The organism is Bacillus sp. VT 712 (assembly GCF_001614195.1).
GTDB lineage: Bacteria > Bacillota > Bacilli > Bacillales > Bacillaceae_H > Priestia > Priestia flexa.
The window spans coordinates 1-17824 of the sequence record NZ_LWBK01000007.1 but is presented as its reverse complement, the minus strand read 5'-3'; the positions used below and the strand labels follow the sequence as shown (position 1 = coordinate 17824).

At 38.7% G+C, this 17824-nt stretch carries 14 protein-coding genes; all 14 read left to right on the top strand.

The genetic code is table 11. From position 1 onward, the window contains the following. Positions 1-70: 70 nt before the first annotated feature. The gene (gene rsmH, locus A2U94_RS04720; protein ID WP_025908833.1) at positions 71-1006 is read left to right on the top strand and encodes a 16S rRNA (cytosine(1402)-N(4))-methyltransferase RsmH; all 936 of its coding nucleotides are present in this window, start codon (positions 71-73) and stop codon (positions 1004-1006) included. A gap of 36 nt (positions 1007-1042) precedes the next feature. Further along, positions 1043-1402 (top strand): cell division protein FtsL, encoded by a 360-nt coding sequence (gene ftsL, locus A2U94_RS04715; RefSeq protein ID WP_025908834.1) that lies wholly within the window; start codon positions 1043-1045, stop codon positions 1400-1402. Positions 1403-1406: 4 nt separating this feature from the next. Continuing rightward, positions 1407-3683, top strand: a complete 2277-nt coding sequence (locus A2U94_RS04710) for a penicillin-binding protein (protein WP_051567084.1) — start codon at positions 1407-1409, stop codon at positions 3681-3683. A gap of 68 nt (positions 3684-3751) precedes the next feature. Further along, positions 3752-5668 (top strand): stage V sporulation protein D, encoded by a 1917-nt coding sequence (locus tag A2U94_RS04705; protein WP_025908836.1) that lies wholly within the window; start codon positions 3752-3754, stop codon positions 5666-5668. A gap of 230 nt (positions 5669-5898) precedes the next feature. Further along, positions 5899-7368, top strand: coding sequence for a UDP-N-acetylmuramoyl-L-alanyl-D-glutamate--2,6-diaminopimelate ligase (locus A2U94_RS04700; RefSeq protein ID WP_025908837.1), 1470 nt, complete (start codon positions 5899-5901; stop codon positions 7366-7368). A gap of 58 nt (positions 7369-7426) precedes the next feature. Then, complete coding sequence (gene mraY / locus A2U94_RS04695; protein WP_025908838.1) at positions 7427-8401, top strand: phospho-N-acetylmuramoyl-pentapeptide-transferase; 975 nt, start codon at positions 7427-7429, stop codon at positions 8399-8401. After that, positions 8402-9751, top strand: coding sequence for a UDP-N-acetylmuramoyl-L-alanine--D-glutamate ligase (gene murD / locus A2U94_RS04690; RefSeq protein WP_025908839.1), 1350 nt, complete (start codon positions 8402-8404; stop codon positions 9749-9751). A 54-nt stretch (positions 9752-9805) separates the two neighbouring features. Further along, positions 9806-10912 carry a stage V sporulation protein E gene (gene spoVE / locus A2U94_RS04685; protein ID WP_035320307.1) on the top strand — a complete coding sequence of 369 codons (1107 nt, stop codon included), beginning with the start codon at positions 9806-9808 and terminating at the stop codon, positions 10910-10912. Between the two features lie 381 nt (positions 10913-11293). Continuing rightward, positions 11294-12199: a UDP-N-acetylmuramate dehydrogenase gene (gene murB, locus A2U94_RS04680; protein ID WP_025908841.1), complete on the top strand. Its 906-nt coding sequence runs from the start codon at positions 11294-11296 to the stop codon at positions 12197-12199. A gap of 131 nt (positions 12200-12330) precedes the next feature. Next, positions 12331-13104: a cell division protein FtsQ/DivIB gene (locus A2U94_RS04675; RefSeq protein ID WP_025908842.1), complete on the top strand. Its 774-nt coding sequence runs from the start codon at positions 12331-12333 to the stop codon at positions 13102-13104. A 377-nt stretch (positions 13105-13481) separates the two neighbouring features. Then, positions 13482-14786, top strand: a complete 1305-nt coding sequence (gene ftsA / locus A2U94_RS04670; RefSeq protein WP_025908843.1) for a cell division protein FtsA — start codon at positions 13482-13484, stop codon at positions 14784-14786. Positions 14787-14827: 41 nt separating this feature from the next. Then, positions 14828-15985 carry a cell division protein FtsZ gene (gene ftsZ, locus A2U94_RS04665; protein ID WP_025908844.1) on the top strand — a complete coding sequence of 386 codons (1158 nt, stop codon included), beginning with the start codon at positions 14828-14830 and terminating at the stop codon, positions 15983-15985. A gap of 203 nt (positions 15986-16188) precedes the next feature. Then, a complete protein-coding gene (gene spoIIGA / locus A2U94_RS04660; protein ID WP_025908845.1) occupies positions 16189-17109 on the top strand; it encodes a sigma-E processing peptidase SpoIIGA in 921 nt (306 codons plus the stop codon). 28 nt (positions 17110-17137) lie between these two features. Then, positions 17138-17824, top strand: a 687-nt coding sequence (gene sigE / locus A2U94_RS04655) for an RNA polymerase sporulation sigma factor SigE (RefSeq protein ID WP_062954431.1), incomplete at its 3' end; no start/stop codon positions are given.

The window sequence follows — 17824 nt, the reverse complement described above, 5'->3', positions numbered from 1 at the left end:
GTATAAAATTTACCTTTATTTCAAGGTGTTTATACATAATTAAGTAGTTTAAAAAGAAGTAGGTGTCAACATGTTTAATCACACAACTGTTTTGCTAAAAGAAGCAGCAGAAGGCTTAAATATTAAGCCTGACGGAATTTATGTAGACTGTACGCTTGGCGGAGCAGGTCATAGTGAATATATCGTCAAGAAGTTATCTGATGAAGGTAGGTTAATTGCATTTGATCAAGATGACATTGCAATTGAAAATGCAAAGGGGAAATTAGCCCCTTATCTAAATCGAGTAACGCTCATAAAAAGTAATTTTCGCTATTTAAAAGAAAAATTAGAAGAGCATGGAATCACAGAAGTAGACGGGGTTTTATTTGATTTAGGTGTTTCATCTCCACAGTTAGATACCCCGGAGCGTGGCTTTAGCTTTCACCATGATGCCCCTCTTGATATGAGAATGGATACGAACTCAAGCCTTTCTGCTTATCATATCATCAATGAATGGCCTTATGAAAAGCTTGTGAAGATTTTCTTTCAATATGGTGAAGAGAAATTCTCCAAGCAAATTGCTAGAAAAATTGAGTCATATCGTGAGCAAAAGGCAATTGAAACAACTCTGGAACTTGTTGACATTATCAAAGACGGTATTCCCGCTGCTGCACGTAGAACGGGTGGGCATCCAGCGAAGCGTGTGTTCCAAGCAATTCGTATTGCTGTAAACGATGAACTTCAAGTGTTTGAAGATGCAGTTGAACAAGCAATGAACGTAATCAGCGTTGGTGGACGAGTGAGCGTTATTACTTTTCACTCGTTAGAAGATCGTATTTGCAAAGTAGCATTTAAAAATGCGAGCACAGTCCCACAGCTTCCACATGGATTACCAGTTATCCCAGAAGAATTCCAACCGAAAATGAAGGTAATTACGCGCAAACCAATTGTGCCTTCTGAAGAGGAAGTGGTTGATAATAAGCGAGCTCGTTCTGCGAAGTTAAGAATTATTGAGAAATTAAAGTAAGCGTAACAGGCAAAGAGAAAAAAGGAGGGGATTGTGTTGAGTAATGTAGCGTATCAAGTTAAACCTAACACGCAACATGAACAACAAAAGCAGCCGGTTCGTAAAGTTGTAAAAAAGTCGAAACGAAAGATTTCGGTCGGTGAAAAGTTTGTTTATACAGGTACACTTGCACTTATGCTTTTTGGTGCAGTTCAAATGATTTCTAATCAGGCAACGCTTTACAGTACAAATGCAGAAGTACAGGCGTTGGAATCAAACATCCAAAAACAAGAAACAAAAAACAATGAGTTGAAGCTTCAGGTAACAGAGCTAAGTGCGTATGAGCGAATTTGGGCAAAAGCAAAAGAACTAGGACTAAGTTTAAACGAAAATAACGTTAAAGTAGTCGAAAATTGAACCAATGAAAATGCCTAAGAAAAATAGCAATATTAGTACAGGAGCAGCAATATTGATTGTAATATTTGCATTGCTCTTTTTTGTATTAACAGGAAGGTTCTTTTATATACAGGCCACAGGAAAAGCTGAAGGTCAAGCTTTAGCCGAAATCGCACAAAAAAAATATACGAGAGAAACAACCATTGAAGGACAGCGTGGAACGATTTATGATCGTAACGGAGAAGCTATTGCACACGACACGGGAGCATATACGGTTGTAGCAATTTTAGACCCAGACCAAACAAAAGATAAAGACAAGCCAAAGCACGTAGTAAATACGGAAAAAACAGCAAAAGAATTAGCGCCGTTGCTCAACATGAAAGAGGAAGAATTACAGAGCTTGTTAGATAAAGGTGTAAAAAAAGGCTCGTTTCAAGTAGAACTTGGTCCCGGGGGACGAGATATTAACAATACGACTAAGCAAAAGATTGAAAAGCTTAAGTTACCTGGTATTACGTTCTTGCGAGATGCGAAGCGTTTTTATCCAAACGGAGTGTTTGCCTCTCACATTTTAGGCTACGCACAAAAGAATGATGAAGGAAAAATCGTTGGGAAAATGGGGATAGAACAAGTCTATGATAAGCAGCTAACAGAAAAAGATGGAAAAGTATTTTATCAAGCTAGTCAAAATGGAATTAAGCTTCCAGATCCAAAAGAATCAATTGTCCCTCCAAAAAACGGTGACAATATTTACTTAACCCTTGATGAAAAAATTCAAACGTTTGTAGAAGATGCTTTGACAAACGCTCAAAAGGAATACGATCCAGATAACATTATGGCTGTAGTTGCAAATCCAAAAACGGGCGAGATTCTAGCAATGTCTACGCGACCAACGTTTAACCCAAACGTTCGTGATATTACAAATTATCGAAACCCTATTATTGAAGACAGCTTTGAGCTTGGGTCTACAATGAAAATCTTTACGCTCGCCGCTGCGATTGAAGAAGGTGTTTATAACGGCGAGGATATTTATCAATCAGGAGCTTACAAAGTTAGCGAAAAAGATGCGCCAATTCGTGACCATAACGGTGGTAACGGATGGGGACCCATTACGTTTGACGAAGGCATTCGACGTTCGTCAAACGTTGCCATTGCGATTCTAGCCAACGAAAAGCTTGGGACAGAAAGGCTCTTTAATTACTTAGAGGATTTCGGATTTATGAAAAAAACGGGAATCGACTTGCCTGGAGAAGCTTCTAGTAAACTGATTTCTAAATATCCAAGGGATCGAGTGACGACTGCATTTGGTCAGGGGTCAGCATTCACTCCAATTCAGCAAATTCAAGCTGCTACTGCCATTGCAAACGATGGTAAAATGATGAAGCCTTACGTCATTGAAAAAGTTGTAGATGGTACAACGAACAAGGTGAAAAAAGAAACGAAGCCAGAAGTGGTAGGGAAACCTATTTCAAAACAAACAGCCAATGAAGTACTTGATATCCTTGAAAGTGTTGTATCTGAGGATGATGGTACTGGAAAAGCGTATGCTATTGAAGGCTATGACGTGGCTGGCAAAACGGGAACGGCTCAAATACCAAATCCGAACGGAGGAGGATATTTGCATGGACATGGTAAAAACCTATTCTCATTCATGGGGTTTGCACCAGCGAAAGACCCCGAGCTAGTGGTTTATGTAGCGGTCCAAAATCCAAACCTAACTTCTCAAGAGTCAGGTTCAGCTCCGCTTTCGATGATTTTTAATCCGGTTATGAAAAATAGCTTACAAGCGTTAGGAGTTAAGCCTAAAGAAACAGATGAAGAAAAGCAGAAGCAAAAAAGCACATCTTCTGAAATTAAACTTGATAGTTATGAAGGTAAATCAGTAGGTGACGTCAAGAAAGAATTAGAAGCAAAAGGATTAACGCCTGTCATTGTTGGAGAAGGCAAAAGCATCGATGACCAATTTCCTAAAGCAGCGCACACTGTTATTAGCGGAGAAAAGGTATTTTTACAAACAAAAGGTACACCAACGATGCCCGATATAACCGGCTGGTCTCACCGCGATGTGATCAGATTTACTGAGTTTATGAATATAAAAGTTAGTGCATTAGACAGTGGCTTTGTTGTGACTCAAAGTATTAAACCTGGTAAAGCTGTTAAAGAAGGTAGCTATTTAGTGGTAGAGCTTGAACCTCCCGAATCCCTTTCGGAAGCTGTAGAAGTAAAGCAGAAAGAAGAAGAGGTTCAAAGTAAAGAAGAGCAAGATAGTTCAGACGAAAAACCAACTGAACCAACTGATTAGAAATACGTTCTATCGAATAGTGTACAAGCATATATTGGAACGAGCCGATTCAGAGGAGGTTCTATTATATGCGGGTATCAGGAGTAACTGTTCGCAAACGATTAGCAGCAGTTTTAATTGCGGGTTTTTTAATTTTTTTAATTATTGACACAAGGCTTGGGTATGTGCAACTTTTCATGGGCGATGCGCTCACAGAAAAAGCTAAGGGGCTTTGGAGCAGAAATATCCCTTTTGAACCAGAGAGAGGGAAAATCCTAGATCGTAACGATGTACCACTAGCTACGAATAAAAGCGCTCCGACGGTTTTAATTATGCCAAGGCAAGTTGAAGATCCGGCAAATACAGCTGAACAGCTGGCAAAAGTGTTAAATACAACGAAAGAAAAAGTATATGAACAAATTACCAAGTCCGCTTCTAGCGTCTATCTACGCCCCGAAGGCCGTAAAATCTCACATGCTAAAGCAAATGAAGTGAGAAATTTGAATCTAAAAGGTGTGTATATTGCAGAAGATTCTAAGCGCCATTATCCATTCGGTAGCTATCTCTCGCATGTGTTAGGATTTGCGGGAGTTGATAACCAAGGTTTAATGGGCTTGGAACTTTACTATGATAAGGAGTTAAAAGGTGAACAAGGTTCAGTTAAGCTCTATTCAGATGCAAAAGGAAAGAAAATGCCCAATATTGCAGATGATTACACAGAGCCGGTTGATGGACTGGATTTAAGGTTAACCATTGATTCTAGAGTAAATACAATTATTGAGCGAGAGCTCGATAATGCACAAACTACCTATAACCCAGATGGGATGATTGCTATTGCAATGAATCCTAAAACGGGTGAAATTTTAGGAATGTCAAGTAGGCCAACATTTGACCCTGCTGATTTCCAAACGGTTGACCCAGATGTTTATAACCGTAACCTTCCGATATGGAGTGCGTATGAACCTGGTTCCACTTTTAAAATCATCACCCTAGCAGCTTCTTTAGAAGAAAAGAAGGTTGATTTATTGAAGGACCAATTTTATGATGATGGAGCTGCAGAAGTGGGCGGTGCGAGACTAAGGTGCTGGAAGCGTGGAGGACATGGACAGCAGACTTTCTTAGAGGTTGTACAAAATTCTTGTAACCCAGGTTTTGTCGAACTCGGGGAGCGTTTAGGGAAAGACACGCTTTTTAAATACATCCGTAACTTTGGTTTTGGTGACAAAACGGGTATTGACTTACAGGGTGAAGCAAGAGGGATTTTATTTCCGCTCGACCGTGTTGGTCCAGTAGAACAGGCAACTACTGCTTTTGGTCAAGGGGTGGCTGTTACGCCTATTCAACAAGTTGCTGCCGTAGCAGCAGCTGTAAATGGTGGGACCTTGTATACGCCTTATATTGCTAGGGAATGGGTTGATCCCAAAACCGGAAATGTTGTTCGGAAAAATGAACCTGAAGCGAAGCGCAAAGTTATTTCTGAAGAAACATCAAAACAAGTTCGATTTGCTCTTGAGAGCGTCGTTGCTCAAGGGTCAGGTAAAAATGCGTTTGTAGAAGGATACAGAGTCGGTGGTAAGACGGGAACAGCTCAAAAAGCAAAAGATGGAAAGTATTTAGAAAATAATCATATTGTTTCATTTATTGGATTTGCTCCCGCCGATGATCCCGAACTAGTGGTATATGTAGCGGTAGATAATCCAAAAGGCACTACTCAATTTGGTGGAGTCGTTGCTGCACCAATCGTAGGAAAGATTATGGAAGATAGCTTGCCAGTGTTAGGTGTACAACCTCGTACAGGCCAAATTGAAAAGGAATTGACGTGGCTGGATACACCAATGATAAAAGTACCAAATTTTGTAGGGTTATCAAAAAAAGAGTTACAAGAGCAGTTAGTTAATTTAAAATTAGATGTGAGTGGTTCAGGGGAAAAGGTCATTAAACAATCACCGGAGGCTGGAACGAAGGTGAAAGAAGGCGAAACAATTCGAGTATACATGAGTAATTAAGTCATATATATATGAGTGATTACGTGGTACAATAGAAGATGTTTCATTTTATAGAATAAGTAATGGCATGACCCAACTCTTTTATTCTATTCGTTTTATTCACTATAAGTGGAACTATCTACTTGTATGTTTGAGACAATTAAGCCTTGAGGGAGTTCCCTCGTGGCTTCTTTTTCTGTAAAATGTTCAAGGTGATATTTCGCTTTACACATAGAGAGGACATGGTAACAATGGATTTAAGAAAGCTATTAGGACATTTACATGACTTCGTGCAAATTCCTGAAAAAAACATTGAAATTACTTCAATTGAAATGGATTCAAGAGAAGTAAAGCCGAGAGCACTGTTTATTTGCGTAAACGGTTATACGGTTGATGGACACGATTTTGCGCAAACAGCTGTCGAAAAAGGTGCCGTGGCTATTCTAGCGGAACGTCCGCTTGATGTGGACGTTCCTGTTATCTTAGTCAAGAGTACCAAAAGAGCAATGGCTGTGTTAGCAGATGCGTTTTATGGCCACCCAACGCAAAAATTACGTTTAATTGGCGTAACTGGAACAAATGGTAAAACAACCATTACACATTTGATCGAACATATGTTTAAAGCGCAGCAAAAGAAAACAGGGCTCATTGGTACAATTGAAATCCGTATTGGCGATCAGTCGTATGACGTGAAAAATACCACGCCAGAATCACTAACTTTACAAAAAACATTTGGACAAATGGTAGAAGAAGATGTTGAAGTAGCAATGATGGAAGTATCTTCACACGCGCTTGATATGGGGAGAGTGCACGGATGTGACTTTGATGTTGCTGTGTTTACAAATCTGACTCAAGATCACCTAGATTATCATGAGACAATGGATGATTATCGTCGAGCGAAAGGGCTATTATTTGCTCAATTAGGCAATGCTTATTATAGCGACAAGCGCCCTAAGTTTGCGATTTTAAACGCGGATGATAAAGCATCAGAAGAATATATTCGCAGCACGGCAGCTACAGTCATTACATATGGCATTGATAATGAAAGTGATATACGTGCAAAAAATATTAAAATGACAAACGGTGGTACAACATTTACGCTTGTAACTCCTATGGAGAGCGTGGAAGTAACGATGCAGCTTGTTGGGAAATTTAGCGTATATAACGTACTAGCAGCAACTGCAGCTTGCTTAGTATCGGATATGCCACTGTCCGTTATTGTCGAGGAAATAACGAAATTACAAGGAGTCTCTGGTCGTTTCGAGTTAGTAAATGAAAACCAAGAATTTACGGTCATTGTTGATTACGCACATACACCAGATAGCTTGGAAAATGTGTTGCAAACGGTAAAGCAATTTGCAACAAATAATATCTATACTATTGTTGGATGCGGTGGAGATCGTGATCGCACAAAGCGTCCAATTATGGCGAACATTGCAGCTTCTTACAGTACGGAGGCTATCTTAACATCTGATAACCCAAGAAGTGAAGATCCAGAAGCCATTTTACATGATATGGAACAAGGGATTAAAACAGATAATTTCGTTACGATTGTTGACCGAGCAGAAGCCATCAAATTTGCGGTATCAAAAGCTCAGAAAGATGATGTTATTGTCATTGCAGGAAAAGGGCATGAGACTTATCAAATTGTTGGTAATCAAGTTCTGGATTTTGATGATCGTGAAGTAGCACGTAAAATGATTAGGGAGCGAAATTTGTAATGAATTGTTTGAAACAAAAACTAGGAAACATCAATACATTAAATGAGGAGGGAATGACATGCTAGAGCCAGCTATTTTATTAACCATCGGCTTAGCCTTCCTCATTACGGTTTTATTGTCGCCGGTATTCATTCCGTTTTTACGAAGATTAAAGTTTGGTCAAAGTATTCGCGATGAAGGACCAAAATCACACCAGAAAAAATCAGGAACGCCTACAATGGGCGGGATCATGATTTTACTATCAATCATTGTGGCAACGCTAATCATGGCTAATCAATATGCAGAGGTAACGTATCGTACGTTCCTGCTGTTATTTGTAACAATTGGTTTTGGATTGTTAGGTTTTTTAGATGATTTTATTAAAGTGGTATTAAAGCGAAATTTAGGTCTAACGTCAAAGCAAAAGTTTTTAGGGCAAGTGGTTATTGCGATTATTTTTTATTTCATCGCTAGACAATTTGAATTTTCAACTGAAGTAACGATTCCGGGAATTCCAACGCCAATTGATCTTGGGTGGTTTTATGTTATCTTCTTAATCATCTGGTTGGTCGGCTTCTCAAACGCAGTAAACTTAACAGATGGTCTAGACGGTTTAGTATCAGGTACAAGCGCGATTTCCTTTGGTGCCTTTGCTGTTTTAGCATGGAATGCAGGTCAATTGGAGATTTCTATTTTTTCAGTCGCTGTTGTAGGCGCAGTTTTAGGCTTTTTAGTATTTAACGCATATCCAGCAAAAGTGTTCATGGGAGACACAGGCTCACTAGCTTTAGGTGGAGCTATTGCAACGATTGCAATTTTAATGAAAATGGAATTTTTACTTGTTATCATTGGCGGTGTTTTTGTTATCGAGACGTTATCCGTTATGATTCAGGTAGCATCATTTAAAACAACGGGCAGACGCGTTTTCAAAATGAGTCCATTACATCATCACTATGAGCTAAGCGGTTGGTCCGAGTGGCGCGTCGTTATGACATTTTGGGCTGTAGGATTATTGTTTGCAATGCTTGGAATTTACATTGAGGTGTGGATATAAGTGAAAACAATTGATGGTTATCAAAATAAACAAGTACTTATTTTAGGGCTTGCAAAAAGTGGGTTAGCAGCAGCAAAACTTGTAAAGAGTCTAGGGGCGAAAGTGGTTGTGAACGATCAGAAACCATATGATGAAAATGATGCAGCTCAGGAACTTGAAGCTATTGGCATTAAGGTGGTTTGTGGTCATCACCCATTAGAGCTACTTGATGGTGTGGATGTAATTATAAAAAACCCAGGGATTCCGTATTCTAACCCTCTTCTTCAGGAAGCATTAAAGCGCAAGCTCTCAATTATTACTGAAGTAGAACTAGCATATCAAGTTAGCGAAGCGCCTTTCATAGGGATTACGGGGAGTAACGGAAAAACAACAACCACTACGTTAATTTATAAAATGCTAGAAGAAGATCGTAAAAACCCGCTAATTGCAGGTAATATTGGTACAGTGGCTTGTGAAGTGGCGCAGGAAGCAAAGTCAGAAAACATTATTGTAACGGAACTTTCTTCATTTCAATTGATGGGCATTGAAACTTTTAAACCCAAGATTTCTTTATTTTTGAACCTATTTGAAGCGCACTTAGATTATCACGGTACGAAGGAAGAGTATGCGCAAGCGAAAGCCAATATCTTTAAAAATCAAACACAAGATGATTTTGCTGTGGTTAACATGGATGATGCAGAAGTGAGGAAAGTAAGCGAAGGTATTGCTGCACAAATTGTGCCGTTTTCTGTTAAAGAAGAAGTAAAAGATGGTGCATACCTGCTAAACAACCAGCTATATTTCTGTAACGAAGCGGTTATGAATGTAAAAGATGTTGTTTTACCAGGTAAGCATAATTTAGAAAATATTTTAGCTGCAATTGCGGTCGTTAAGCTGTTGGGTTGTTCAAACGAAGCGATATATCGAGTGCTTACAACGTTTGCAGGCGTTAAACATCGCGTTCAGTATGTGACAACCATTAACAAGCGTAAATTCTACAACGACTCTAAAGCTACCAATATATTGGCAACAACAGTAGCGCTGTCTGCTTTTACACAGCCGACCATTTTATTAGCCGGTGGATTGGACCGAGGTAATGAATTCGATGAATTAAAACCATCCTTGGAACATGTGAAAGCTGTCATTACATTTGGTGAAACCGCACCAAAAATTGAGCGCGTCGCAAAAGAAGCAGGAATACAAGTGGTTAAACGTGTCGATAATGTTAAACAAGCAGTAATTGAAGCATATGACTGTTCAGAAGAAGATGATGTTGTACTATTATCTCCGGCTTGTGCAAGCTGGGATCAGTTCAAAACTTTTGAAGAACGTGGAGACATGTTTATCAAGTCTGTGCATAAACTGAAATAAGGGCTTGTCTAGACACCTAGAAAACAAGAGCCCTAATCTATTGTTTCGAGGTGCATGACATTGTCGACGAAAAGGTCTACGCCAGATTTTTTTCTTATAATCGTTACACTAGCACTTTTAACGATTGGGCTTATTATGGTTTACAGTGCAAGCGCAGTATGGGCTACATATAAGTTTGAGGATTCATTCTTTTTTGCCAAGCGTCAGCTTTTATTTGCTGGGTTAGGTATATGCGCTATGTTTGTCATTATGAACATTGACTATTGGACATGGCGAACGTGGTCCAAAACGCTTGTCATTATTTGTTTTGTACTATTAATATTGGTTTTAATTCCGGGTGTAGGTTTGGTAAGGAACGGTTCTCAAAGTTGGATTGGGGTAGGCGCTTTTTCAATTCAGCCCTCGGAATTTATGAAATTTGCAATGATTACCTTTTTAGCCAAATATTTATCGGAAAATCAAAAGAACATAACATCCTTTAAAAAAGGGATGGTACCAGCTTTATCTTTTGTGTTCCTGGCTTTTGGTATCATTATGCTTCAGCCAGATTTAGGAACAGGAACAGTACTAGTGGGAACATGTATCGTTATGATTTTTGTCTCAGGGGCTCGTATTAGTCACTTTGTAGGCCTGGGTTTACTTGGCATAGGAGGATTTGTTGTACTTGTATTATCTGCTCCTTATCGAATTAAACGAATCACTTCGTTTTTAGATCCATGGGAAGATCCGTTAGGAAGCGGCTTTCAAATTATTCAGTCCTTATATGCAATTGGGCCAGGAGGACTTTTAGGATTAGGGTTGGGGCAAAGCCGGCAGAAGTTTTTCTACTTACCAGAGCCTCAGACAGATTTTATCTTTGCAATTCTGTCAGAAGAGCTTGGTTTTATCGGAGGCTCATTGGTTTTAGTACTATTTAGCTTGTTATTATGGCGTGGTATACGAGTAGCGCTAGGTGCGCCCGATCTATACGGTAGTTTCTTAGCACTTGGGATTATTTCAATGATTGCCATTCAGGTTATGATTAATATTGGAGTAGTAACTGGATTGATGCCAGTTACCGGTATTACACTGCCGTTTCTAAGTTATGGAGGTTCTTCACTGACTTTAATGCTTGCTGCAGTAGGAGTATTGCTGAATGTTAGTCGCTACTCTCGCTATTAAAGATACCATATTAACTTAACGATAAACCTAATGATAAACCGTCAATGAAACCTATGAAAAATAGGTGTTAATTGGCGGTTTATTTTGTTTCTTTACAGGTGTATGATATTTTTGAATGAAATGTTTTAAAAATGTAATGTTGTCATAACCAAATCTACTGTCAACTATGATATGATGTGAAAGATTGAGTATTTTTTTATAATAAGCTAGCAAATCCTGTTTACATAGGTTATTGCATGAAATATATTAAAACAATTGATAAAATAATATTGAAAGCTTCACTAAAATCTAAAATAGACGTACATTCTTTAGGTGAATGTCATACGATAAATAAATGTAATGATGGATGACAACAGTAAAAATGGTTAGTAGGAGGTTCTTATGGAAGCGTTAGTAAAAGAATTAATGGAATTAAATATTGGAAGAGTTCGTGAAAATGAACCGTTGTCCAAACATACAACAATGAAGATTGGTGGACCTGCCGATGTACTTTTGGAACCAAGCTCTGTAGAAAATCTAAAAATAGCAATGGACATTATTCGTAAACATAACGTGAAGTGGAGAGCTATTGGACGCGGCTCTAACCTATTGGTATCGGATAAAGGAATTGAAGGTGTTGTCATTAAGTTAGGAGCAGGACTTGATGATTTACAAATTGACGGAGAGCGCGTTACAGTAGGAGGAGGCTACCCTAGCATTAAACTTGCTACTGTTATTACAAAGCAGGGTTTATCAGGCCTTGAGTTTTCAAGTGGTATTCCAGGTTCAGTGGGCGGTGCAGTCTACATGAATGCAGGTGCTCACGGTTCTGATATGTCACAAATACTAGAAAAAGCGTATATTTTATTTGAAGACGGAACGTTAGAATGGCTTTCAAATAAAGAGATGAAGTTTTCTTATCGCAATTCAATTTTACAAAAAGAGCGCCCAGGGGTTTGCGTGCAGGCAGTTCTACAGCTAAAGAAAGGAACTCGCGATGAAATCGTAGGAGTTATGCAAAAGAACAAAGATTATCGTCGTGAAACACAGCCTTGGAACTTCCCTTGTGCAGGTAGTATTTTCAGAAACCCACTACCAAACTATGCGGGAGATCTAATTGAGAAGTCTGGCTTAAAAGGTTATTCAATTGGTGGAGCCCAAATTAGTGAAATGCACGGTAACTTCATTGTAAATACGGGTAACGGCACGGCAAGCGATGTCTTGGCATTGATTGATCATGTAAAAAAAACAATCAAAGAACGCTTTGACATTGACATGCATACAGAAGTAGAAATAATAGGTCGTTAATAACAAAACGATGCAAAAACTAAGGGGATGGACCTTGATTCTATGCTATAATCAAGGTATTCTAACAAGAAAATGGGAAAATGAGTGAGGGAAAGCAGGGCGCTTTCTCAACAGGGTAAGGGTGAAACAAAATGGATAAAGATAAAAGCAAGTTAATTGTTCTTGAAGATCGCGTGCCTAAGCTCAAAGAGCAGCGTAAGCATAAAACAAATAGGCGGCTTATCTTTTATTTATCACTCTTTTTCATCCTTATTCTATTCATTGTATATTCGCAATCATCCCTAAGTAATATTTCAAAAATTGAAGTTATAGGGAACGAATATGTGGGTAGTAAGGATGTTATAAAAGCAAGCAACCTAACAAATAAAACAAGCTATTGGGAAGTCGATAAAGATCAGGTAAGCGAGCTGGTAGAAAAGCATCCTGAAATTCAAACAGCGACGATTATTAAAAGCTTTCCTAATAAGGTAACAATTAAAGTGAAAGAATACGAGCGCACAGCATACGTATTTTCAAACGGTACATATTTCCCCGTCAATGAAAATGGAAAAGTTCTTAAAGCAATCAAAAGTAGCGAAATGATATCAAGTGCTCCTTTGCTTGTAGAATGGAATGACCCAGAAGCTATTCAAGAGATGGTACAGGAATTAGCCAAGACGCCGGTAAGCCTTGCAAGTTCTATTTCAGAGATTTACTATATGCCTACTAAAGCAGAACCTCTCCAAGTTGAAGTGTTTATGAACGATGGTAGAGAAGTGAGTGCAAAGATAAAAAATTTCTCGGAAAAAATTGTGTACTATCCAGCTATTGTAAAAGAGTTAACGCCAGAACAACAAGGCGTAATTGATTTGGAAGGAAACTCTTTTACACCCTATAAGAAAAATGAACAGAAAAGCGGTGAATAGCCGTCAACCCTTTCGTTTGATGGCTGTAACAGCGAGTGCAGAACGTGATATAACCTTAATATGTTAAAAAAGATAACATAATTAGAGAAACGTTGAAATTTCGCTTTTCTAGCTTTCATTCATGGTGTAGACTTATAGTTATAGTAAATAGTTATTCTATGAAAAAATATACGTTCGGTATAAAAACGTATTTGAATCAATTAATTGAATGAAATTGAAAGACTAACATGAAAAAGTCGAAAAAAATTGAATTTACAAAAGGGAAAAAGCTTAGTTTGTTGAATATTTTCATATAATAAAAGCTAAATCGAAAGTTTGTTGTTCTTCTTACGTCAAAGTAGTAAAGATGTGTAGAATGTAAAAGGAGGTGCCAAAGAATGAACAGCAATGAAATATACGTTAGTTTAGACATCGGTACATCCAGTGTGAAAGTAATCATCGGAGAGATGAGTAACGATTCATTGAATATCATTGGTGTGGGGAATGTAAAGTCACACGGGTTAAAAAAAGGTTCTATCGTTGATATAGACGCAACAGTTCAATCAATTAGAAAAGCAATAGAACAAGCTGAAAGAATGGTTGGCATTACAATTAAAAAGGTAGTCGTGGGCATTAGTGGGAACCATGTGTTTCTACAAGATTGTCACGGTGTCGTGGCGGTATCAAGTGAAAATCGTGAAATTGCTAATGAAGATATTCACCGAGTAATTGATGCAGCACAAGTTATGTCCATTCCACCTGATCGTGAAATCATTGATGTTATTCCGAAGCAGTTTATCGTAGATGGATTAGAGGGAATTAATGATCCTCGTGGGATGATTGGCGTACGCTTAGAAATGGAAGGCACAATTATTACGGGGTCTAGAACGGTGTTACATAACTTATTACGCTGTGTAGAGAGAGCCGGTTTAGAAATCAGTGATATTTGCTTACAGCCACTTGCCTCTGGTTCAATTGCTTTGTCTCGCGATGAAAAAAACCTAGGAGTTGCACTGGTTGATATCGGCGGAGGCTCTACTACTATTGCTATCTTCGATCAAGGGCATTTAAAAGTGACGACCGTAGTAGCAATTGGTGGAGAACATATTACAAAAGACTTATCAATTGGGCTTCGAACATCAACAGAAGATGCAGAAGCTATTAAAATTAAGCATGGACATGCTTTCTATGACCATGCATCAGAAGAAGAGGTATTTAGCGTACCTATTATTGGTAGCGATCAGCACCAGCAGTTTAATCAACTCGAAATCTCTGATATTATCGAAGCTAGATTAGAAGAGATCTTTGAGATGATAACGCAGGAAGTGAACCGTTTAGGATACAAAGATATTCCTGGTGGTTTTGTTCTAACAGGTGGTGTTGTAGCAATGCCAGGCATTTTAGAGCTAGCACAAGTTGTGTTAAAAAACAATGTGCGCATTGCTGTACCTGATTATATTGGAGTTCGTGAGCCGCATTACACAACGGGTGTAGGTCTCATTAAGTTCGCTTATAAAAATGCAAAAATTCAAGGGCGTGAAATTGGAGCCCCAGTTGTGGAAGAGCAAGTGTTTGAGGAAGAGTTTGTTCCAGCAGCGAAACCTCAGCAGCAACAAGCGCAGCCACAGCAGTCAAATGAGAAGCCAAAAAAGAAAAATGACCAAAATTTAATGAAGAAGTTTTTTGGATACTTCTTTGATTAACGTTACGGATTGGTAATTTCGATGAATTAGGAGGAACTATCATGTTGGAGTTTGATACAAGTGTAGACCAATTAGCAACGATAAAAGTAATCGGTGTAGGGGGCGGCGGTAACAACGCAGTAAACCGTATGATTGAACACGGTGTTCAAGGCGTAGAGTTTATTGCGGTTAACACAGATGCCCAAGCGTTAAATTTATCAAAAGCAGAAACAAAAATGCAAATCGGCGCTAAGCTTACTCGCGGTCTTGGTGCTGGAGCCAATCCGGAAGTAGGAAAAAAAGCAGCGGAAGAAAGTAAAGAACAAATTCAAGAAGCTTTAAAAGGTGCAGATATGGTGTTCGTTACTGCAGGTATGGGTGGTGGAACAGGAACTGGTGCTGCTCCTGTTATTGCTCAAATCGCAAGAGAACTCGGCGCTTTAACAGTAGGCGTTGTCACACGTCCGTTCACATTTGAGGGGCGTAAACGTTCTACGCAAGCAGCTGGTGGTATCGCTTCTATGAAAGAAGCTGTCGATACGCTAATCGTTATTCCAAACGATCGCTTATTAGAGATTGTAGATAAAAACACGCCAATGCTGGAAGCATTCCGTGAAGCAGATAATGTGCTACGTCAAGGTGTACAAGGTATCTCTGATTTAATCGCGGTACCTGGACTTATTAACTTAGACTTTGCTGATGTAAAAACAATTATGTCTAACAAGGGTTCTGCTTTAATGGGAATCGGTATTGCAACAGGTGAAAATCGTGCGGCTGAGGCAGCCAAAAAAGCTATTTCAAGTCCATTACTTGAAACGTCTATTGACGGTGCTCAAGGTGTACTGATGAACATTACAGGTGGAACAAACTTAAGCCTTTATGAAGTTCAAGAGGCGGCTGACATTGTTGCTTCTGCATCAGACCAAGAAGTAAACATGATTTTCGGTTCTGTTATCAATGAAAACCTGAAAGACGAAATTGTTGTTACTGTTATTGCAACAGGCTTTAGTGATCAAGACCTGTCTCAAGGTAAGCCAGGACGACCATCTTTAACAGCTAACCGTGTGCAGCAACAGCAACAGCCTGTGGCTCCGCCAAAGCGTGAAGTGAAGCGTGAAGAGCCTGTTCAACAAGAATATTCTCGCCCAACGCAGCCTCAATCATCAGATGATGCTTTAGATATTCCAACGTTCTTACGTAACCGAAATCGTAGACGCTAAAAAAACGTGCTGATCTTAAAAGAGATCAGCGCGTTTTTCTTTTTTCTTTATTCTTTGCTCAATAGATAAAGAATGACAAATATCGGATTATTTCCTCAAAAATACTGCTTGTTTCCCCCCATGAAATGACAGACTTTCTACTGGATTATGCTTTATACTAATTTTTAACAAAAGAGATTAAGAGGAATGGAGAGGTTCAATCAGTGCCAATCTATTTAGATTTAATCTGGATTCTTAATTTTGGATTAGATACAATTTTGTTGCTTTTATGCGCAACGGTTTTAAAGCGGCAGTTTAAATGGTGGCGACTGTGCTTAGGGGGATTTATTGGCTCTTTAATTGTACTTCTTATGTTTACTCAATTTTCTGATATTATGCTGCATCCCGCAGTTAAAATTCTGTTCTCCCTCATTATGGTGTTAGTAGCTTTTGGGTATAAGCGCCTTCGCTTTTTTATTGAAAACTTATTAACATTTTATTTTTCAACGTTTGTCGTAGGTGGTGGGTTAGTAGGAATTCATTTTTTGTTTGATCAACAATATTTGCTGGTAGATGAAATGGTGAGTACACAGCCACAGTTTGGAGACCCTATCAGCTGGTTATTCGTATGCTTAGGCTTCCCTATTCTAGCCTACTTCTCAAAGGCTAGAGTTGAAGATATGAAGATGAAAAACATTACGTTTGATCAGCTAGCGGATGTGAAGATTAGTTTAAACGGTGTAGAAATTCATACAAAAGGTCTTATTGATAGCGGTAACCAGCTTGTTGATCCATTAACGAAAACACCTGTTATGATTGTTGCAGCATCCTTACTTGAAGAAGTCCTTCCTTCCTCGCTGCTTCAATTAAGTAAAAATGTCCAATCATTTTCGCATGATGAGGATATTGATCATGACTGGTATGCGAGGGTGAGATTTGTGCCGTATAGAAGTGTCGGACAGTCTAATCAGCTATTGTTGGCTCTAAAGCCAGATCATGTAACCATTGTTCATAACTCCCAAGAAATTCATGTTGAAAAGGTGTTGGTTGGAATTAGCCATACAACATTATCGGTTGAAGGACAATATGAATCAATTATTCATCCTAAGCTATTAGTCATTGGAGAAGTCAGCTCAGCTTCTTAATTTGAACAAAAATAAAGGGGGAAATTGAATGTCTACATATCGTATTCGGCTACAGTTATGGTGGTACAAGTTATTAATTAAATTAAAAATTAAAACAGATGAAGTATATTATATTGGTGGGAGCGAAGCATTACCGCCACCTCTAACAAAAGATGAAGAAGAAGTGTTACTGAAAAAACTTCCTTCTGGTGATGAAGCGGCAAGGTCTTTACTAATTGAGCGAAACTTACGCCTAGTTGTCTATATTGCACGTAAATTTGAAAATACGGGGATTAATATTGAGGACTTAATTAGCATTGGGACAATAGGCTTAATAAAAGCAGTAAATACATTTAATCCAGAAAAGAAAATCAAACTAGCTACGTACGCATCGAGATGTATTGAAAATGAAATTCTCATGTATTTAAGACGAAATAACAAGATTCGTTCAGAAGTTTCGTTTGATGAGCCGTTAAACATTGATTGGGATGGGAATGAGCTTTTACTTTCGGATGTAATGGGAACGGAAGAAGATATCATTACAAAAGACTTAGAAGCGAATGTAGATAGGAAGCTGTTATTAAAAGCTTTACATCAACTTAATGATCGTGAAAAGCAAATTATGGAGTTAAGATTTGGATTAGCAGGTGGGGAAGAGAAAACGCAAAAGGATGTAGCGGATATGCTTGGTATTTCTCAATCGTATATTTCACGATTAGAAAAGCGAATTATTAAA